The sequence below is a fragment of the Sphingomonas sp. GW821-FHT02B09 genome (assembly GCF_059421875.1).
Genome location: NZ_JBWKVV010000001.1, coordinates 1,301,477 through 1,317,393, shown reverse-complemented (window position 1 = coordinate 1,317,393; position 15,917 = coordinate 1,301,477). Strand labels below are relative to the sequence as shown.

Annotated in this window: 24 protein-coding genes and 1 other RNA gene; 13 read left to right on the top strand and 12 right to left on the bottom strand. The window is 68.4% G+C overall.

Annotated features, from left to right (window positions below; all coding sequences use genetic code 11):
- Positions 1–2 precede the first annotated feature (2 nt).
- From cheB to AC07U4_RS06045, 6 genes are all read left to right on the top strand, one after another.
- Complete coding sequence (gene cheB / locus AC07U4_RS06070; protein WP_495194760.1) at positions 3–1,109, top strand: chemotaxis-specific protein-glutamate methyltransferase CheB; 1,107 nt, start codon at positions 3–5, stop codon at positions 1,107–1,109.
- Positions 1,106–1,954 (top strand): CheR family methyltransferase, encoded by an 849-nt coding sequence (locus tag AC07U4_RS06065; protein WP_081974355.1) that lies wholly within the window; start codon positions 1,106–1,108, stop codon positions 1,952–1,954. Before cheB ends, AC07U4_RS06065 begins: the two co-directional genes overlap by 4 nt.
- A gap of 41 nt (positions 1,955–1,995) precedes the next feature.
- Complete coding sequence (locus AC07U4_RS06060) at positions 1,996–2,685, top strand: N-acetylmuramoyl-L-alanine amidase (protein ID WP_137899044.1); 690 nt, start codon at positions 1,996–1,998, stop codon at positions 2,683–2,685.
- Between the two features lie 152 nt (positions 2,686–2,837).
- Positions 2,838–3,206, top strand: an RNA gene (gene rnpB / locus AC07U4_RS06055) — RNase P RNA component class A.
- Positions 3,207–3,249: 43 nt separating this feature from the next.
- On the top strand, positions 3,250–3,789 hold the full coding sequence (locus AC07U4_RS06050) for a J domain-containing protein (protein ID WP_038666657.1): 540 nt from the start codon (positions 3,250–3,252) through the stop codon (positions 3,787–3,789).
- Positions 3,774–4,109 carry a (2Fe-2S) ferredoxin domain-containing protein gene (locus tag AC07U4_RS06045; protein WP_495194759.1) on the top strand — a complete coding sequence of 112 codons (336 nt, stop codon included), beginning with the start codon at positions 3,774–3,776 and terminating at the stop codon, positions 4,107–4,109. The genes AC07U4_RS06050 and AC07U4_RS06045 overlap by 16 nt, the downstream gene beginning before the upstream one ends.
- On the opposite strand, the gene AC07U4_RS06040 is transcribed toward AC07U4_RS06045, so the two are convergent.
- From AC07U4_RS06040 to AC07U4_RS06000, 9 genes are all read right to left on the bottom strand, one after another.
- Entirely contained in the window at positions 4,100–4,504 is a 405-nt protein-coding gene (locus tag AC07U4_RS06040) for a SufE family protein (RefSeq protein ID WP_038660940.1), read from the bottom strand. The two genes, AC07U4_RS06045 and AC07U4_RS06040, sit on opposite strands and share 10 nt — an antisense overlap.
- Positions 4,505–4,627: 123 nt before the next feature.
- Positions 4,628–4,861 (bottom strand): hypothetical protein, encoded by a 234-nt coding sequence (locus AC07U4_RS06035; protein WP_038660937.1) that lies wholly within the window; start codon positions 4,859–4,861, stop codon positions 4,628–4,630.
- Between the two features lie 157 nt (positions 4,862–5,018).
- The gene (locus tag AC07U4_RS06030) at positions 5,019–5,297 is read right to left on the bottom strand and encodes a hypothetical protein (RefSeq protein ID WP_137898917.1); all 279 of its coding nucleotides are present in this window, start codon (positions 5,295–5,297) and stop codon (positions 5,019–5,021) included.
- 12 nt (positions 5,298–5,309) lie between these two features.
- Positions 5,310–5,573, bottom strand: a complete 264-nt coding sequence (locus AC07U4_RS06025) for a hypothetical protein (protein ID WP_137898918.1) — start codon at positions 5,571–5,573, stop codon at positions 5,310–5,312.
- 14 nt (positions 5,574–5,587) lie between these two features.
- Complete coding sequence (locus tag AC07U4_RS06020) at positions 5,588–5,896, bottom strand: hypothetical protein (RefSeq protein ID WP_249340674.1); 309 nt, start codon at positions 5,894–5,896, stop codon at positions 5,588–5,590.
- Positions 5,897–5,940: 44 nt separating this feature from the next.
- Complete coding sequence (gene pspC / locus AC07U4_RS06015) at positions 5,941–6,315, bottom strand: envelope stress response membrane protein PspC (RefSeq protein WP_038660925.1); 375 nt, start codon at positions 6,313–6,315, stop codon at positions 5,941–5,943.
- Position 6,316: 1 nt separating this feature from the next.
- Positions 6,317–6,589, bottom strand: coding sequence for an envelope stress response membrane protein PspB (gene pspB, locus AC07U4_RS06010; RefSeq protein WP_038660922.1), 273 nt, complete (start codon positions 6,587–6,589; stop codon positions 6,317–6,319).
- Positions 6,585–7,250, bottom strand: coding sequence for a phage shock protein PspA (gene pspA, locus AC07U4_RS06005; RefSeq protein ID WP_038660919.1), 666 nt, complete (start codon positions 7,248–7,250; stop codon positions 6,585–6,587). Before pspA ends, pspB begins: the two co-directional genes overlap by 5 nt.
- Positions 7,251–7,313: 63 nt before the next feature.
- Positions 7,314–7,451, bottom strand: a complete 138-nt coding sequence (locus tag AC07U4_RS06000) for a hypothetical protein (RefSeq protein WP_169742524.1) — start codon at positions 7,449–7,451, stop codon at positions 7,314–7,316.
- Between the two features lie 174 nt (positions 7,452–7,625).
- Between AC07U4_RS06000 and pspF the strand changes: the two genes are divergently transcribed.
- Positions 7,626–8,678: a phage shock protein operon transcriptional activator gene (pspF, locus tag AC07U4_RS05995; RefSeq protein WP_137898919.1), complete on the top strand. Its 1,053-nt coding sequence runs from the start codon at positions 7,626–7,628 to the stop codon at positions 8,676–8,678.
- Between the two features lie 86 nt (positions 8,679–8,764).
- On the top strand, positions 8,765–9,370 hold the full coding sequence (locus AC07U4_RS05990) for a superoxide dismutase (protein WP_137898920.1): 606 nt from the start codon (positions 8,765–8,767) through the stop codon (positions 9,368–9,370).
- Positions 9,371–9,512: 142 nt separating this feature from the next.
- Here AC07U4_RS05990 and AC07U4_RS05985 read toward each other — a convergent pair whose 3' ends face one another.
- The 3 genes from AC07U4_RS05985 to mtaB are packed head-to-tail and all read right to left on the bottom strand — an operon-like array spanning position 9,513 to position 12,438.
- The gene (locus AC07U4_RS05985) at positions 9,513–10,151 is read right to left on the bottom strand and encodes an inner membrane-spanning protein YciB (RefSeq protein ID WP_495195020.1); all 639 of its coding nucleotides are present in this window, start codon (positions 10,149–10,151) and stop codon (positions 9,513–9,515) included.
- A gap of 35 nt (positions 10,152–10,186) precedes the next feature.
- A complete protein-coding gene (gene ftsY / locus AC07U4_RS05980; protein ID WP_495194758.1) occupies positions 10,187–11,125 on the bottom strand; it encodes a signal recognition particle-docking protein FtsY in 939 nt (312 codons plus the stop codon).
- Complete coding sequence (gene mtaB, locus AC07U4_RS05975) at positions 11,122–12,438, bottom strand: tRNA (N(6)-L-threonylcarbamoyladenosine(37)-C(2))-methylthiotransferase MtaB (protein ID WP_495194757.1); 1,317 nt, start codon at positions 12,436–12,438, stop codon at positions 11,122–11,124. Before mtaB ends, ftsY begins: the two co-directional genes overlap by 4 nt.
- Between mtaB and AC07U4_RS05970 the strand changes: the two genes are divergently transcribed.
- From AC07U4_RS05970 to rimM, 5 genes are all read left to right on the top strand, one after another.
- Positions 12,437–13,012: a DUF924 family protein gene (locus tag AC07U4_RS05970; RefSeq protein ID WP_495194756.1), complete on the top strand. Its 576-nt coding sequence runs from the start codon at positions 12,437–12,439 to the stop codon at positions 13,010–13,012. The genes mtaB and AC07U4_RS05970 overlap by 2 nt on opposite strands.
- Before the next feature lie 259 nt (positions 13,013–13,271).
- Positions 13,272–14,780, top strand: coding sequence for a signal recognition particle protein (gene ffh, locus AC07U4_RS05965; RefSeq protein ID WP_137898922.1), 1,509 nt, complete (start codon positions 13,272–13,274; stop codon positions 14,778–14,780).
- 40 nt (positions 14,781–14,820) lie between these two features.
- Entirely contained in the window at positions 14,821–15,243 is a 423-nt protein-coding gene (gene rpsP, locus AC07U4_RS05960; RefSeq protein WP_495180683.1) for a 30S ribosomal protein S16, read from the top strand.
- 57 nt (positions 15,244–15,300) lie between these two features.
- Positions 15,301–15,447 carry a hypothetical protein gene (locus tag AC07U4_RS05955; RefSeq protein ID WP_169742523.1) on the top strand — a complete coding sequence of 49 codons (147 nt, stop codon included), beginning with the start codon at positions 15,301–15,303 and terminating at the stop codon, positions 15,445–15,447.
- Positions 15,413–15,913: a ribosome maturation factor RimM gene (rimM, locus tag AC07U4_RS05950; protein ID WP_495195019.1), complete on the top strand. Its 501-nt coding sequence runs from the start codon at positions 15,413–15,415 to the stop codon at positions 15,911–15,913. Before AC07U4_RS05955 ends, rimM begins: the two co-directional genes overlap by 35 nt.
- Positions 15,914–15,917 lie beyond the last annotated feature (4 nt).

Below are 15,917 nucleotides of genomic sequence, written 5' to 3'. Positions count from 1 at the left end.
CCATGGCCACCGCCGCCCATCCCCTCCACCAGCCGGACGCCGCAGCGGGCCGCCGCTCGCCCGCGCGCGTGCTCATCGTCGATGATTCGGCGGTGGCGCGTGCGGTGATGGAGCGGATCATCGCCGCGACCGACCGTTATGTGGTGGTCGCCAGCGTCAGCACCGCCTCCGCGGCGCTGGCGGTGCTCGCCCGCGAGCGCGTCCAGTTCGTGCTGCTCGACGTGCAGATGCCCGGCGTCGACGGCCTCACCGCCTTGCCCGGCCTGATCGCGGCGGGGCAGGGGGCGAACGTCCTCGTCGTCTCCGGCCAGGCCGCCGAGGGCGCCGCGACCACCGTTCAGGCGCTGGCGCTCGGCGCGACCGACACCGTCTTCAAGCCGGCAAGCGGCGAGCGGCTGGGCCAGTTCGGCGAGATCCTGATCGACAAGCTCGACCGGCTCGCCAGCGTCGCCTGCGCCGGCCGGCCGGCGCCTGCCGTGGTGCCGCTGCGCACCGCAGCCACGCCGGTACCGCGCGCCGCGCCGGCGGCCGACGAATATGACGTGATGGCGATCGGCGCGTCGACCGGCGGCATCCACGCGCTCAGCGCGCTGCTCGCGCAGATCCCGGCGACCTTTCGCCTGCCGATCCTTATTACCCAGCATCTGCCGGCATCGTTCATGCCCTATTTCGCCGCGCAGCTCGCGGTGATCGGCAACCGCCCGTGCGAGGTCGCGATCGACCGGTTGCGGCTGCGGCCCGGCCGGATCATCGTCGCGCCCGGCGACGCGCATATGCGCTGCGTGGCGCTCGGCGACGGATCGGCGGCGATCCGCCTGACCCACGATGCCGCCGCGAGCGGCTGCACGCCCTCGGTCGATCCGATGTTCGCCTCGCTGGCCGAGGTCTTCGGCGCGCGCATGCTGGCGGTGGTGTTGAGCGGCATGGGCCGCGACGGCGCCGAGGGCGCACGGTTGGTTCGACAGGCCGGCGGGTGCGTGCTTGTGCAGGATCAGGCGAGTTCGGTGATCTGGGGCATGCCAGGCGCGGTCGCCGACGGCGGCAGCGCCGATGCGGTGCTGCCCCCCGACGCGATCGGCCGCCTCGCCGCGGCGCGGCGGCGGCCATGACCGCCGCGCCGCGCCCCGCCGCTCCGCCCGCAATCTCCCAGGTCGCCCTCAACGTTTTCAGCGCCTTGCTCGAGGCCCGCACCGGCCAGCAGATTGCCAGCTATCGCTCGTGGCGGATCGATACCGCGCTCAAGCCCTTGCTGCGCGAACGCCGGCTCGACACGCTGGACCAGCTCGTCACCTTGCTGCTCGACGGCCAGGATGCGCGGGTCGGCGACCAGATCGTCAACGCACTGGTCAATCAGGAAACCTCCTTCTTCCGCGACGCGCCGATCTTCGATCTGGTGCTGGAGGCGGTCGCCGCTGCCGAGGCGGCGGGGCGCCGGCCGCGTATCTGGTGTGCCGGCTGTTCGACCGGGCAGGAGCCCTTGTCGCTGGCGATGCTGTTCGCCGAACGGGCGGAGGGCGGCGCGGCGGTGCCCGAGATCGTCGCGACCGACGTGTCGGAGGCGGCGGTCACCCGCGCCCGCGCCGGCCGCTACACGCAATTCGAGATACAGCGCGGTCTGCCGATCCGGCGGATGGTCCGCTGGTTCTACGCCGATGGCGGCGACTGGGTCGCCAAGCCCGAACTGACCCGGCTGGTGACGGTGCGCCGCCACAATCTCGTCGCCGAACCGCCGCCGCCCGGCGCGTTCGACGTGATCCTGTGCCGCAACGTGCTGCTCTACCTTTCCGTGGCCGCCAAGAGCGAGGTGTTCGCGCGCTTCGCGGCGGCGATCCGGCCGGGCGGCACGCTGGCGCTCGGCGCGGGCGAGACGGTGATCGGCCAGACGAGCGCGTTCGAGCCGAGCCGGGCCCTGCGCGGGCTGTACCAACGCACCGCCGCCCGCGCCGCCGCCTGACCCCCCTTACGCGTCGGTTCGGCCTTCGCTAGGCTGCGCGGATGACAATCCTCGAGACGCCCTCGCCGAACTTCGACGAGCGGTCGCTGCCGATCACCATGATCGTGCTGCATTATACCGGCATGCAGGACGGGCCGTCGGCGCTGGCGCGGCTGCGCGATCCCGAGGCGAAGGTGTCCGCGCATTATCTGGTCGAGGAGGATGGCACCGTCTGCCGGCTGGTCGACGAGGCGATGCGCGCCTGGCATGCCGGTCGCTCGCATTGGCGCGGCATCACCGACATCAATTCGGCGAGCGTCGGGATCGAGATCGTCAACCCCGGCCACGAATGGGGCTATCGTCCCTTCACCGAGGAGCAGATCGACGCGCTGATCCCGCTGGTCGCGGCGATCAAGGCCCGCCACGGCATCACCCGCGGCAATATCGTCGGCCATTCGGACATCGCACCCGCGCGCAAGCGCGATCCCGGCGAGCTGTTCCCCTGGTATCGCCTCGCCAAGCTGCGCCTCGCGCTGCCGCGGCCGACGCGCAATCTGATGGACCCGATGTGGCCGCAGGGCGGCTTCCTGCTCGCGCTCGAACGCTTCGGCTATGACGTCAGCGATCCGATGGCGGCGATCATGGCGTTCCAGCGCCGCTACCGCCCCGAACTGGTCGACGGCGAGATCGACGCCGAATGCCGCATGATCCTGCTCGCGCTTTTGCTTCCCAAACCGCAGGGGGATGACTGATTTTGCTGAACGCTGCGGTAGAGCAGCGTTCAGGGCGGTGCCGGCCCGCGCCCCCTCCCGGCCACCCACACGGTATCTTGATGGGTGGCCGGGAGGGGGCGCGGGCCGGCACCGCTTCCCTAGCGCGTATTCACGCGCTAGGGCGACCAGCGTCAGAGGGTCGGGCGGCCGCGGGTATCTCTTGAGATACGCGAGGAAAGTCCGGGCTCCGCGGAACGACGGTGCCGGGTAACGCCCGGCGGGGGCGACCCCAGGGAAAGTGCCACAGAGAGCAGACGGCGCCGGCTTCGGCCACGCCACGGTGAAAGGGTGCGGTAAGAGCGCACCGCGCGCCTGGTAACAGGGGCGGCACGGCAAACCCCACCGGGAGCAAGACCGAATAGGGGCGGCATATGGGCTTCGTTTCAGCTCGTCGCCCGGGTTGGTTGCTTGAGGCGGCGCGCAAGCGTCGTCCTAGAGGAATGGTCGCCTATCCTCCGCAAGGGGGTGGACAGAACCCGGCTTACAGACCCTCTGACATCATGCCCCCGTTGCGCCGCGCCGCCCAAGGCTTATGTGGTCCCGATGGCGCGCAGCACATCTCGTTCGAACGATTGGGGGTTTCCGCGCTGGCGCGGCTATGGCTCGGGCCGCGAGACGACGACGGTGCGGATCTGCGACCGCCACGGCTGCGACGAGCCGGGCAACTGCCCCGCGCCGAAGTCGCCCAACAGCCCGGATCGCTGGTATTTCTGCGCGACGCACGCGGCCGAATACAATCGCGGCTGGAATTATTTCGAGGGGCTTTCGGCGGAAGAGGCGGCGCGCCGCGAGGCGTCGGAAACCAGCGCCGCATCGGGCTATGCCAATGCCAGCCATTACGCCTGGGGCGGCTCGGGCGACGGCAGCCGCTCGCGCGACGAGATGCATGCGCTCGAGGCGCTGGGCCTCGACACCGACGCGGACTTCGATGCGGTGAAGACGGCGTGGCGCAAGCTCGCCAAGGAAAACCATCCGGACATCCGCCCCGGCGACAGCAATGCCGCGGTCCGCTTTCAGGCGGTGCAGGCCGCCTATGAGGTGTTGCGCGCGGCAGAGGAGCGGCGCGAGTGGCGCCCCCGCTGAAGCAGGTCCCCAGCGCCTGGCAGGGCGCGATCCTCGTCTGCGGCAAATGTTCGAAGAAGCTCGACGGCGGTTTCGGCAAGAAGGGGCGCACGCCGCTCGCCAAGGTGCTGCGTAAGATCCTCGGCGTGGGCAAGGGGCGCAAGGCGACACTCGGCGTGGTCGAGACGCGCTGCCTCGGCCTGTGCCCGCGCAATGCGGTGGCGATGATCGACGGTCGCGCGCCCGGCACGTGGCTGGTGGTGCCGAAGGACGCCGATGTCGCCGAACTGACGGCGCGGCTGGCGGCGGGGCCGGCCCCCGCCGCCCGCAATCAGACGTAGCGCGCCGCGGTCTCCCGGATCAGCGCGATCATGTTGGGAATGCCCTGCGTCCGGTTCGAGCTGAGCTGGTTCTTCAGATCGAACGGCGCCAGCTCGCCCTCGATATCCGCGCCGGCGATCGCTGTCGGCGAGCCGTCCTGCACGGTGAGCAGCACCAGCGCGATGATGCCCTTGGTGATCGCGGCGTTGCTGTCGGCGAGGAAGTGGAGCGTGCCGTCGTCGCGCCGCGTCGGATAGACCCAGACCGACGCCGAACAGCCGCGTACCAACGTCGCCTCGGTCTTCAACGCCTCGGGCATCGGCTCCAGCGAGCGGCCGAGATCGATCAACAGGCGATAGCGATCGTCGGGATCGAGGAAGTCGTATTCGTCGCGAATGTCGGCGATGCTGGTCATGCCCTGCGCGGTACAGGCGGGGACGGGGAGGGGCAACCGTCGGGCCGTAAGTCCCGCCTATTCCCTCTTCGTCATCCCCGCCTTCGCGGGGATGACGACGGTGGGTGGGGGGAGGACTTCCCGTTACAGATCCACCCCCGCCGCGATCGCCTCCAGCTTGCGGATGCGCTCCTTCAGATCGGCGATCTCGATCCGCGAGCCAGCGGAGGGGCCGGCCGCGATCGGCGCCTGCGCGTCGAGCTGCTGGTGCTTGAGCGCCAGCCAACCACGCCAGCCCGAGAGGCAAGCGGTGACGAGCATCGCCAGCCCGGCCAGCGCCACCAGCGAAAGGGTGAGATAGACGTTGGGATCGGTCATGATCGGCCTCCGTTAGCGGTCGCGCAGCCTTCGATCGCATAAGCGGGGATCGGCGGTGCTGCGGATGTGGGTGATGACGCGCGCCAACATGGGGCGCGTCGGTCGGTCGGTGCCTCGCGGGCGAGGCGGTCGGTATCGTGTCTGCGGGCAGCGCCGGTCAGTTGATCGGCAGGCGCGTGACGTGCGGATCGCGCAGCCCCTCGATCTCCTGCGCCAGATCGGCGCCGCGATCGGTGACGATGCGTTCCAGCACGCGGACGCGCTCCTCGAGCCGCTCGGTCTGCGCGGCATATTGCGCTGCCTTTTCGGCGACCTTGTCCGCCTCGATCTCCATCCGGCGGTGCTGGAGCGCGAACCACGGCTTGACGAAGACGCCGCCGAAGATCGCGAGCAGGCCGCAGCAGATGCCGAGGATGGGGATCATCATGGGGTTCATCGGTCAGTCCTTTCAGCCGGCGCGCAATTGTTCGATTTCATGGCCGAGCCGGTGCGCCCGGTCGGTGACGATGCTCTCCACCGTCGCCAGCCGTTCTTGCAGCCGGTCGATCTGGCCGATGCGGCGGGCGTTCTCGGCGTCGAGCAGGTCGATGTTCTGGCGCGCTTCCAGATCGGGGGCGACGGTCGCCTGCCGCACCTTGCGGCGGCCGTACCACTGGATGGCGAGCGTGATCGCCGCGCCGAGAACCATGCAGAAGACGTGATCGGGACCCATGATGCCGGTTCCTTCTATTTGTCGCGGAGCGCTTCGATCTCGCGGGCGGTACGCTCGGCGGGATCGGTGGCGATGCGTTCGAGGACGGCGATCCGTTCCTCCAGCCGGCTGACCTGCCCGGTCAGCTTGTCGTTCTCGTTGCTGAGCAGCATGATCTTGCGCTCCGCCTCGATATCCTCGGCCCCGGTGGCGCCGCGCCAGCGACGGCGGCTGCGCCGGTTGTCGTCTTCGATCGGGTAGCCATGCTTGGCCTTGACCCAGGTGGTGAAGGCGTGGCGCGCACTGATCGCACCGACGACGCCGACCGGCACCATCCAACCCATGTCCATCGTGATTCTCCCTGAGCCCTGCCGGGCCGAGTCGTTGCTCAGCGCAGGCTGTCGATTTCCTCGGCCAGCCGGCTGTTGCGGCTGGTATAATGCAGCTCGATGTCGGCGAGCCGGCGGTCGATGTCGCGGAACTTGCTGCGCACCTCGGCAGTGGAGCGTTTGGGATTGGTCCGGACACCCTGCCAGAATTTGGCGTCTTCCTGTGTCTCGTAGAGGCCCAGCGGCTTCTTTGGCGCCAGCCAGCCCGCCGCGACATAAGCGACGAACACCCAGCCCGAGGTCGCCAGCGTCAGCACGATCATCGCGACCCGGACGAGCGTGATGTCGAAGCCGGTGTAGTCCGCGATCCCGGCACAGACGCCGAGCCACTTGCCTTCTTGCTTGTCGACGTAGAATTTGGTGCGGGCGGACATCTCAGTTCCTCCGGTCGATCTGGTAAGGGGTGGACTGGTGCGGGGCATTGAGGCCCGGCTTGAAGTCCGGATTGTCGGCGGCGACGATCCGCTCGACGGTGTTGAGGCGGTCTTCGAGGCGGCGGGCGAGATTGAACATCTCGTCGAGCAGCTTCTCGTCCTCGTCGGTGATCTTCGGCGCCTGCTTCCACTTGGTGATGTAGTGGAAGATCAGCCACGGCAGGCCGATCAGCGCTAGGAAGATCGCCAGAACTCCTTCGAAGTCCATCTCAATCCTCCTTCTTCATGCGCGCCTTGAGCGCAGCGAGCTCGGCGTCGACCTTGTCGCTGGCGCGCAGCTCGGCGATCTCGTCCTCGAGGCTCTTCGGCGCGCCCAGGCCCAGCGCTTCTGCACGGCCCTCCGCGTCGTCGACGCGGCGTTCGAGGATGTCGAAGCGGCTGAACGCCTCGTGCGTCTTCGGCCCCGAATACATCTCGCGCAGGCGGTAGCGGTTGTTGGCGCTCTCCAGCCGGGTCTGGACGTTCGACTGCTTCGTGCGCGCCTCGGTCAGCTTCTTCTGCAGCTTGGCGATATCCTCTTCCGACGCGCGCAGTGCATCGTCGAGCACCTTGACCTCGATCTTGAGCTGCTCGGCCATGTCGGCGGCCTTCTGCTTCTCGACCAGCGCCGCTTTGGCGAGGTCCTCGCGGTCCTTGCTCAGCGCCAGTTCTGCCTTTTCGGTCCAGCTGTCCTGCAGCTGTTCCAGCTTGCTGATATGGCGCCGCATCTCCTTCTGGTCGGCGATCGTGCGCGCCGCGGAGGCGCGAACCTCGACCAGGGTTTCCTCCATTTCGAGGATGATCATCCGGATCATCTTCGCCGGATCTTCGGCCTTTTCCAGCAGGTCGGCGAAGTTGGCGGCGACGATGTCACGGGTGCGGGAGAAAATGCCCATCGGTATCGGTGCTCCTGAATACGGGCCGGGGCGGTTTGGCGTGCGCCCCGGTTTGGAACCGCTTTACGCCGTCTGGCGGGCGGTCGTCACGCTCTGGCTCCCTCCCGTCGCCGGGCCGACCGCGCCAGCGACGCAGGTGGCGCTGAACAGGACGGTGCAGGCGATGGCGGCGAGCTTGCGAGCGATCTCGGACTTGAACATGGAAACCTCCTGAATTCTGAACCTTGTCACCACCTTGTGGCGGTATGCCAGGATCATTGCAGGGAGCGTGCCAATTCAAGAAATGGCGGATTTGCGTGCTTTGATCGTGTCTTATGTTTGTAAAACACGGATGAACGCTTGCGTAACGTTGGCGTTTTCCGCCAGATGTTGGCGATGGAACGAACGTCGCAGGTCATCGGCCAATCGGGCGCCTTTCTGGACGCGCTGGAACGTGCCAGCCGCGCGGCGGCGCTCGACCGGCCGGTGCTGGTGATCGGCGAGCGCGGCACCGGCAAGGAGCTGGTCGCCGAGCGTCTCCATCGCCTGTCGCCGCGCTGGGACCAGCCGCTGGTGGTGATGAACTGCGCGGCGCTTCCCGAGTCGCTGATCGAGGCGGAATTGTTCGGCCATGAGGCGGGCGCCTTCACCGGCGCGACCAAGGCGCGCACCGGCCGTTTCGAGGAGGCGCATCGCGGCACCTTGTTCCTCGACGAACTGGGGACGCTGTCGATGGCGGCGCAGGACCGGTTGTTGCGCGCGGTCGAATATGGCGAGGTGACGCGCATCGGGTCGTCGCGGCCGCTGCGGGTCGACGTTCGCATCGTCGCCGCGACCAACGAGCATCTGCCCGACAAGGTCGATCGCCACGAGTTTCGCGCCGATCTGCTCGACCGGCTCTCGTTCGAAGTGGTGACGCTGCCGCCGCTGCGCGCGCGTTCGGGCGATATCGCGGTGCTCGCCGACCATTTCGGCCGGCGGATGGCGTCGGAGATCGGCTGGGACCGCTGGCCCGGCTTCGGTCCGCGCGCGCTCGACCAGCTCCACAATTACCGCTGGCCCGGCAACGTCCGCGAGTTGCGCAACGTCGTCGAGCGCGCGGTCTATCGCTGGGAGAGCGACGGTCCGGTCGACGGAATCGAGATCGACCCCTTCGCTTCGCCGTTCCGGCCACAAGGCGGCCCCGGTGGCGGCCCAAGCAAGGCGCCCGCCGCCGACGCGCCCGCACCCAACCGGCAGGAGCCCGAGGACAGTCCGGTCGCCGCCTGCGACGCCGGCCCGTCCGACTTCAAGTCGCGCGTCGCCAGCTTCGAACGCGAATTGCTCGCCCGCGCGCTCGCCGAGCATCGCTTCAACCAGCGCGCCACCGCCGAGGCGCTCGGCCTCAGTTACGACCAGCTCCGCCACGCGCTGCGGCGACACGAACTGATCAACGCGACGGGTTCGTGACGCTTGCGTAACGGGGCGGGAGCGTTAGGCCGGCTTTTGCGTTAACGCGGGGACGACACCGTCCCTATCGAAGAGGAGCCTTTCCCATGGCATTCGAACTGCCGCCGCTGCCGTATGACTATGACGCGCTGGAACCGGTCATCTCCAAGGAAACGATGACCTTCCACCACGACAAGCATCACGCAGCCTATACCGCGAAGCTCAACGAGGGCGTCGCCGCCGACTCCAGCCTCGAAGGTCTGTCGATCGAGGACATCCTCGGCCGCATCTCGTCGCTGCCGCCGCTCGTCCGCAACAATGGCGGCGGCTATTGGAACCACGATTTCTTCTGGAAGATCATGGGCCCCAAGGGCTCGACGCAGCCGTCGGGCGCACTCAAGGACGCGATCGACGCCTATGGCGGGCTCGACAAGCTGAAGGAAGACTTCAACACCAAGGGTGCGGGCCAGTTCGGCTCCGGCTGGGCCTGGGTCATCAAGGATTCGAGCGGCGCGCTCAAGGTCACCTCGACGCCCAATCAGGACAATCCGCTGATGGACGACGCCAAGGACAAGGGTACGCCCATCCTCGGCAACGACGTGTGGGAACACGCTTATTACCTCACCTACAAGAACGACCGGCCGGGCTATCTCAAGGCGTGGTGGGACGTGGTGAACTGGGACGAGGCCGGCAAGCGCTTCGACGCGGCGTAACCATCAGCTCCTCCCCGCTTGGCGGGGAGGGGGACCAGCCGCAGGCTGGTGAGGGGGGTTTCCGCAAACGGTGTGCTGCGTGGCGATCCCCCTCCACCACCGGCTTCGCCGGCGGTCCCTCTCCCCGTGACGGGGAGGATTTTCACTCCGGCGGGATGCCCGCCTGCGGGTCGTCCGTCTTCAACCCGTGCCGCAGCAGCATCGGGATATTCGCGAAGGCGAACAGCAGGGTGAGCGGGATCGCCCCCCACAGTTTGAACCCGACCCAGAAGTCCCAGTTGGTATTCCGCCACACCGCCTCGTTGAGCGCGGCCATGGCGACGAAGAACAGCGCCCAGTTGCGCGTCAGCTTGCGCCACCCTTGCGCATTCAGCCCCGGATAGGCGGTGCCGAGCAGGCCCTGCAGCAGTGGCCGCCCGGTGATAAGCCCGAAGGCGAGCACGGCGGCGAACATGCCGTAGACGAAGCTCGGCTTCATCTGGATGAACTTGGGGTCGTGGAACCAGACGGTGAGCCCGCCGAACACGACGACGAACCCGCCCGAGATCCACAGCATCGGCGAGATCGTGCCGAGCTTCGACTTGGACACGACCATCGCGATCACGGTGGCGATGACGAAGGCGGTGGTCGCGACGATCACCTTGGCGATCACCAGCGCGCCGGCGCGGTCGAGATCGGAGAGGAAGCCCGTCCCCGACGCGACGATCCGCATCGCGAGGCTCGCGGGGAACAGGAAATTGACCGCGAAGAAGACGAGCAGCGGGCCGTATTCGACCCCCATCCGCAGGCCGGGGGATTGCTGCGTCGTGCCGCCGCTCACTTGCGCACCCCTTGGTCCACGCCGGCGATGATCCGCGCCACCTCGTTGGCGTCGAACGGCCTGAGGTCGGTCATCCCTTCGCCGACGCCGATCGCGTGGATCGGCAGCCCGTATTTCTCCGCCGCCGCGACCAGCACGCCGCCGCGCGCGGTGCCGTCGAGCTTGGTCATCACGAGGCCGGTGACCCCGGCGACCTCTTTGAACACCTCGATCTGGCTGAGCGCGTTCTGGCCCGTCGTCGCATCGAGGACGAGGACGACGTCGTGCGGGCTCGCCGGGTTGATCCGCCCCAGCACGCGGCGGATCTTGGCGAGCTCGTCCATCAGCTCGCGCTTGTTCTGCAGGCGGCCCGCGGTGTCGACGATCAGCACGTCGATGCCGGTCTCGGTCGCCTTCTTGACCGCGTCCCAGACGACGCCGGCGGCATCGCCGCCCTCCGGCCCGGTGACGATCGGCACGCCGACCCGCTCCGCCCAGGTGCGCAACTGGCCGATCGCCGCGGCGCGGAAGGTGTCGCCCGCCGCCAGCATCACGCCGTAATCCTGTTCCATCAGCAGATGCGCGAGCTTGGCGATCGTCGTCGTCTTGCCCGAGCCGTTGACGCCGATGACGAGGATCACCTGCGGCCGCGGGAAGGCGGTCACCTCGATCGGGGTGGCGACGCGCGCCAGCGTCTTCTCGACCTCCTCGGCGACGACGAGGCGGATGCCGAGCTCCTCCATGTTGCGCTCGAACGTCCCCTCGGCGAGCCGGGTGCGGATCTTGCCCGCGGTATAGGGGCCGAGGTCGGAGGCGATCAGCGCCTCCTCGACCTCGTCGAGCGTATCGTCGTCGAGCCGCGCGCCGCCGAGGCCCGCCAGATTGCCGACCAGCCGGTCCGAGGTCTTCCTGAAGCCGCCGAGCAGCCGCTCGTGCCAGGTGGGGGTGGTGCTCATATCATCGTACCTAGAAGGTGGGAGTCGGTGGCGGCGGTGATGCGCAACTCTGCGATCGTTCCCGTTCGCCCTGAGCCTGTCGAAGGGCTGCCATCCGCGGGCGTCACGCCCGTGGAGCGCAGGGCTTCGACAGGCTCAGCCCGAACGGGGGAGGGGGAGAGCCGTACTTCCGCGAAATTGCCGGCATGGCCGCGGTCGCCGGGGCGTTCGAGCAGCACCTGCTGCACCGATCCGACGTGCGCCGCCAGCCACGCCGCCTTGCGCTGCGCCGCCGCGTCGCGCAACCGCTCGGCGCGCGCCCGGATCGCCGCCGCCGCGACCTGCGGCATCCGCGCCGCGGGCGTGCCGGCACGCGGCGAATAGGGGAAGATATGGCCGTGGACGATATCGGCATCGTCGATCAGCGCCAGCGTATCGGCGAACATCGCCTCGTCCTCGGTCGGGAAGCCGGCGATCAGGTCGGCGCCGATCGCGATATCCGGCCGTGCCGCCTTGAGCCGCGCCACCGTCGCCACCGCCTGCGCGCGGCTGTGCCGTCGCTTCATCCGCTTGAGGATCAGGTCGTTGCCCGCCTGGAAGGAGAGATGGAGGTGCGGCATCACCCGCGCCTCGCCGGTGACCAGCTCGAACAGGCGTTCGTCGATCTCGATCGAATCGAGCGACGACAGCCGCAGCCGCGCCAGCTTCGGCACATGGCGCAGGATCCGCTCGACCAGCATCCCCAGCGTCGGCGCGCCGGGCAGATCGTGGCCGTAGCTGGTCAAATCGACCCCGGTCAGCACCACCTCGGCATGGCCGGCGTCGACCAGCCCGGCGATCCGCTCGACCACCGCGCCCGCCGGCACCGACCGGCTCGGGCCGCGCCCGAACGGGATCGCGCAGAAGGTGCAGCGATGGTCGCAGCCGTTCTGCACCTCGACGAAGGCGCGGGCATGGCCGGTGAAGCTCGCGGCCAGATGCGGCGCGGTCTCGCGCAGCGCCATGATGTCGCCGACCACCACGGGGGCGAGGCTGTTCCAGGCGGCGGGCAGTAGCTTCTCGCCATTGCCGATCACCCGGTCGACCTCGGGCATCGCCGCGAAGCCCGCGGGATCGAGCTGCGCGGCGCAGCCGGTGACGACCAGCTCGGCGCCGGGCCGCGCGCGGCGGGCACGGCGGATCGCGACCCGCGTCGCCTTGACCGCGGCATTGGTCACCGCGCAGGAGTTGACGACCACGGTATCCCGCCCGGCGATGAGCGTCCGGATCGTTTCGCTCTCGGCGATGTTGAGGCGGCAGCCGAGGGAGATCACCTCTGGCGCGGGAGCAGACATGGCGGGCGATTTAGTCAACGAAGGCGGTCAAGTCCATGACATGGCGGCGGCGGTGCTCGACTTCTGGTTCGGGCTGACCGGCGAACAGCAATTCGCGAAGGACGACGCGCTCGACCGGACGATCGCCGACCGGTTCGGCGCGATGCGCGACGGCGTGCTGCGCGCGCGGGCGGAGGGGTGGCGCGACGATCCCGACGCTTTGCTCGCGGCGATCATCCTGCTCGACCAATTCTCGCGCAACCTGCATCGCGGGTCGGCCGAGGCGTTCGCAGCCGACGCTCTCGCGCTCGAACTGACGCGGCTCGCGATCGGCAACGGCTGGGAGGATCGCTATCCCCCCGAGCGGCGGGTGTTCCTCTACATGCCGCTGATGCACGCCGAAGACCTCGCGATGCAGGACCTGTCGGTGGCGAAGTTCGAGGCGCTGGGGATTGCGGAGAACCTCGCCTTCGCCCGCGACCATCGCGACGTCATCGTGAAGTACGGGCGCTTCCCCAGTCGCAACGCCGCGCTGGGACGCGAGTCGACGACAGAAGAAGAGGCGTATCTCGCGCAGCCCGACGCCGGCTGGTAACGCGCCTCCCACCTTCGTCATCCCGGCGTCCGCCGGGATGACGAAAAGGGGCAGGGGCCCGGGGGGCAAGCCCACATCCACGCGTTGCCACCCACCCCCAAATCCACCAACCTTGCGCCCCGCCGCGATTTCCCCTAAGCCCCCCGCACGTTCCTCCACGGAATGCGATCGATGAAGCGCCCACGGGTGCACGCTGGCCGGCGAGGTTTCGCCCGCCGGCGTCTTTTGCGTTGCGTGGCTTGATGAGGGTTTCGAGGCGATGTTCGACAGTCTGAGCGACCGGCTAGGCGGAGTATTCGACCGTCTGCGTGGCCGTGGCGCGCTGACCGAGGCCGATGTGCGGACCGCGATGCGCGAAGTGCGCGTCGCGCTGCTCGAGGCCGACGTCGCGCTGCCGGTGGCGCGCAGCTTCGTCGACAAGGTCACCGAACAGGCGGTCGGCCAGAACGTGCTGCGCTCGGTCACGCCGGGGCAGCAGGTCGTCAAGATCGTCAACGACGCGCTGGTCGAGATGCTCGGCGCCGACGCGTCGGAGCTCGAACTGTCGGTCACGCCGCCCGCGGTGGTGATGATGGTCGGCCTGCAGGGCTCGGGCAAGACGACCACCACCGCCAAGATCGCCAAGCGCCTCGTCGCCCGCGAGCGCAAGAAGGTGTTGATGGCGTCGCTCGACGTCAATCGCCCCAATGCGCAGGAACAGCTCGCGACGCTGGGTACGCAGATCGAGGTGGCGACGCTGCCGATCATCGCCGGCCAGCAGCCGGTCGATATCGCCCGTCGCGCGCTCCAGGCCGCGAAGCTCCAGGGCTTCGACGTGCTGATGCTCGACACCGCGGGTCGCCTGCACGTCGATCAGGCGTTGATGGACGAGATGAAGGCGGTGGCGGAGATCGCCACGCCGCAGGAAATCCTGCTGGTCGTCGATTCGCTGACCGGTCAGGACGCGGTCAACGTCGCGCAGAACTTCTCCGAACAGGTGCCGCTGACCGGCGTCGTGCTGACCCGGATGGACGGCGACGCGCGCGGCGGTGCGGCGCTGTCGATGCGCGCCGTCACCGGCAAGCCGATCAAGTTTGCCGGCACCGGCGAAAAGCTCGACGCGCTCGAGGCCTTCCACCCCAGCCGCGTCGCCGGCCGCATCCTCGGCATGGGCGACGTCGTCAGCCTCGTCGAGCGCGCCGCCGAATCGATCCAGCAGGAAGACGCCGAGCGGATGACCGCGCGGCTCGCCAAGGGTCAGTTCGACATGAACGACCTGCGCGGCCAGCTGCAGCAGATGCGCCGCATGGGCGGCCTCGGCGCGCTCGCCGGCATGATGCCGGGGATGAAGAAGGCGCAAGGCGCGCTCGCCACCGCGGGCGGCGACAAGATGCTCATCCATATGGAAGCGATGATCGGCTCGATGACGCTGAAAGAGCGCGCCAAGCCCGAACTCATCAACGCCAAGCGCAAGATCCGCATCGCCAAAGGCTCCGGCACGACGGTGCAGGAGGTCAACAAGGTCCTGAAGATGCATCAGGAAATGTCGACCGCCATGAAGAAGATCAAGAAAATGGGCGGCCTCAAGGGCATGATGGCGATGCTCGGCAAGGGTGGCATGGGCGGCCTTGGCAATGCCCTCGGCGGCGCCGGTCTCGGCGACATGATGGAGAAAGCCGGGGGTGGGGCCGGCGGCGGGCTGCCCAAGGGTCTCCCCGGCCTCGGCGGCGGTCAGGATGGCATGCCCAAATTGCCCCCCGGCTTCGAAAATCTTCTCAAGAAGAAATAACAGATCAACGTAACCGACTTAGAACGAAGGAATATCTACAATGGCACTCAGCATTCGCCTGTCGCGCGGTGGCTCCAAGAAGCGTCCCTACTACCGCATCGTCGTCGCCGATGCGCGCTCGCCCCGCGACGGCAAGTTCATCGAGAAGATCGGCAACTACAATCCGCTCCTCGCCAAGGACGCCGAGAACCGCATCGTGCTCGACGCCGAGCGTGCGAAGTACTGGCTTTCGAACGGCGCACAGCCGACCGACCGCGTCGCCCGCTTCCTCGACGTCGCCGGCGTGCGTGAGCGCGCCGCCCGCTCGAACCCGAACAAGGGCAAGCCGGGCGAGAAGGCGACCGAGCGCGCCGAGGAGCGTGCCGAGAAGCTGAAGGCGCAGGAAGAGGCCGCAGCGGCCGCCGCCGCCGCCCCGGCCGCCGAGGAGGCTCCGGCCGCCGACGCCGAGACCACCGAGGCGTAAGCATCGAAAGCCGGCCGTGATGCGTTGACCTCTTCCCAGCGAAGGAGTTGACGCATCATGGCCGTTCCACCCGATCCCCGCACCGCCGCCGACGACCTCGACGACGCTGCCACCGACGACGCCACCAACCAGGGCGTGTCGGCGACCGAGCCCGCAGAGGGAGACGATGATGCCCCAGCAGGAGACGGCGGATCGCCGGGCTGAGCCCAGCGTCACGCTCGCGGTGGTGATCGGCGCACATGGCGTGAACGGCCAGGTGCGCCTCAAGGTTTTCGCCGAGGATTTCGGCAGCTACAAGAGCTTCAACCATGGCGCGCTGACGCTCAAATCGGCGCAGGCCGGCAACAACGGCCTGATCGTGCGCTTCGCCGAGGTCGTCGACCGCAACGCCGCCGAGGCGTTGCGCGGCACCGAACTCACCGTGCCGCGCTCGGCGCTGCCGCCGCTGGCCGAGGGAGAATATTATCACGCCGATCTGCTGAACCTGCCCGCCGTCTCCACCGACGGCAGCGCACTGGGTCAGGTCGTGCTGATCGAGAATTTCGGCGCGGGCGACGTGCTCGAGATCGAACGGCCAGACGGCAAACGCTTCATGGTCCCGATGAACGCGGACGCGGTGCCCGAATGGGACGCCGGCCGGCTGGTGGTGAACGCCGACTTCGTCGAGTGACGCG

Bases quoted from the DNA above. Each gene is read 5' to 3' on its own strand.
- cheB (WP_495194760.1), top strand. From the start codon at position 3: ATGGCCACCGCCGCCCATCCCCTCCACCAGCCGGACGCCGCAGCGGGC.
- AC07U4_RS06065 (WP_081974355.1), top strand. From the start codon at position 1,106: ATGACCGCCGCGCCGCGCCCCGCCGCTCCGCCCGCAATCTCCCAGGTC.
- AC07U4_RS06060 (WP_137899044.1), top strand. From the start codon at position 1,996: ATGACAATCCTCGAGACGCCCTCGCCGAACTTCGACGAGCGGTCGCTG.
- AC07U4_RS06050 (WP_038666657.1), top strand. From the start codon at position 3,250: ATGGCGCGCAGCACATCTCGTTCGAACGATTGGGGGTTTCCGCGCTGG.
- AC07U4_RS06040 (WP_038660940.1), bottom strand. From the start codon at position 4,504: ATGACCAGCATCGCCGACATTCGCGACGAATACGACTTCCTCGATCCC.
- AC07U4_RS06035 (WP_038660937.1), bottom strand. From the start codon at position 4,861: ATGACCGATCCCAACGTCTATCTCACCCTTTCGCTGGTGGCGCTGGCC.
- AC07U4_RS06030 (WP_137898917.1), bottom strand. From the start codon at position 5,297: ATGAACCCCATGATGATCCCCATCCTCGGCATCTGCTGCGGCCTGCTC.
- AC07U4_RS06025 (WP_137898918.1), bottom strand. From the start codon at position 5,573: ATGGGTCCCGATCACGTCTTCTGCATGGTTCTCGGCGCGGCGATCACG.
- AC07U4_RS06020 (WP_249340674.1), bottom strand. From the start codon at position 5,896: ATGGGTTGGATGGTGCCGGTCGGCGTCGTCGGTGCGATCAGTGCGCGC.
- pspC (WP_038660925.1), bottom strand. From the start codon at position 6,315: ATGTCCGCCCGCACCAAATTCTACGTCGACAAGCAAGAAGGCAAGTGG.
- pspA (WP_038660919.1), bottom strand. From the start codon at position 7,250: ATGGGCATTTTCTCCCGCACCCGTGACATCGTCGCCGCCAACTTCGCC.
- AC07U4_RS06000 (WP_169742524.1), bottom strand. From the start codon at position 7,451: ATGTTCAAGTCCGAGATCGCTCGCAAGCTCGCCGCCATCGCCTGCACC.
- pspF (WP_137898919.1), top strand. From the start codon at position 7,626: ATGGAACGAACGTCGCAGGTCATCGGCCAATCGGGCGCCTTTCTGGAC.
- AC07U4_RS05990 (WP_137898920.1), top strand. From the start codon at position 8,765: ATGGCATTCGAACTGCCGCCGCTGCCGTATGACTATGACGCGCTGGAA.
- AC07U4_RS05985 (WP_495195020.1), bottom strand. From the start codon at position 10,151: ATGGGGGTCGAATACGGCCCGCTGCTCGTCTTCTTCGCGGTCAATTTC.
- ftsY (WP_495194758.1), bottom strand. From the start codon at position 11,125: ATGAGCACCACCCCCACCTGGCACGAGCGGCTGCTCGGCGGCTTCAGG.
- AC07U4_RS05970 (WP_495194756.1), top strand. From the start codon at position 12,437: ATGGCGGGCGATTTAGTCAACGAAGGCGGTCAAGTCCATGACATGGCG.
- mtaB (WP_495194757.1), bottom strand. From the start codon at position 12,438: ATGTCTGCTCCCGCGCCAGAGGTGATCTCCCTCGGCTGCCGCCTCAAC.
- ffh (WP_137898922.1), top strand. From the start codon at position 13,272: ATGTTCGACAGTCTGAGCGACCGGCTAGGCGGAGTATTCGACCGTCTG.
- rpsP (WP_495180683.1), top strand. From the start codon at position 14,821: ATGGCACTCAGCATTCGCCTGTCGCGCGGTGGCTCCAAGAAGCGTCCC.
- AC07U4_RS05955 (WP_169742523.1), top strand. From the start codon at position 15,301: ATGGCCGTTCCACCCGATCCCCGCACCGCCGCCGACGACCTCGACGAC.
- rimM (WP_495195019.1), top strand. From the start codon at position 15,413: ATGCCCCAGCAGGAGACGGCGGATCGCCGGGCTGAGCCCAGCGTCACG.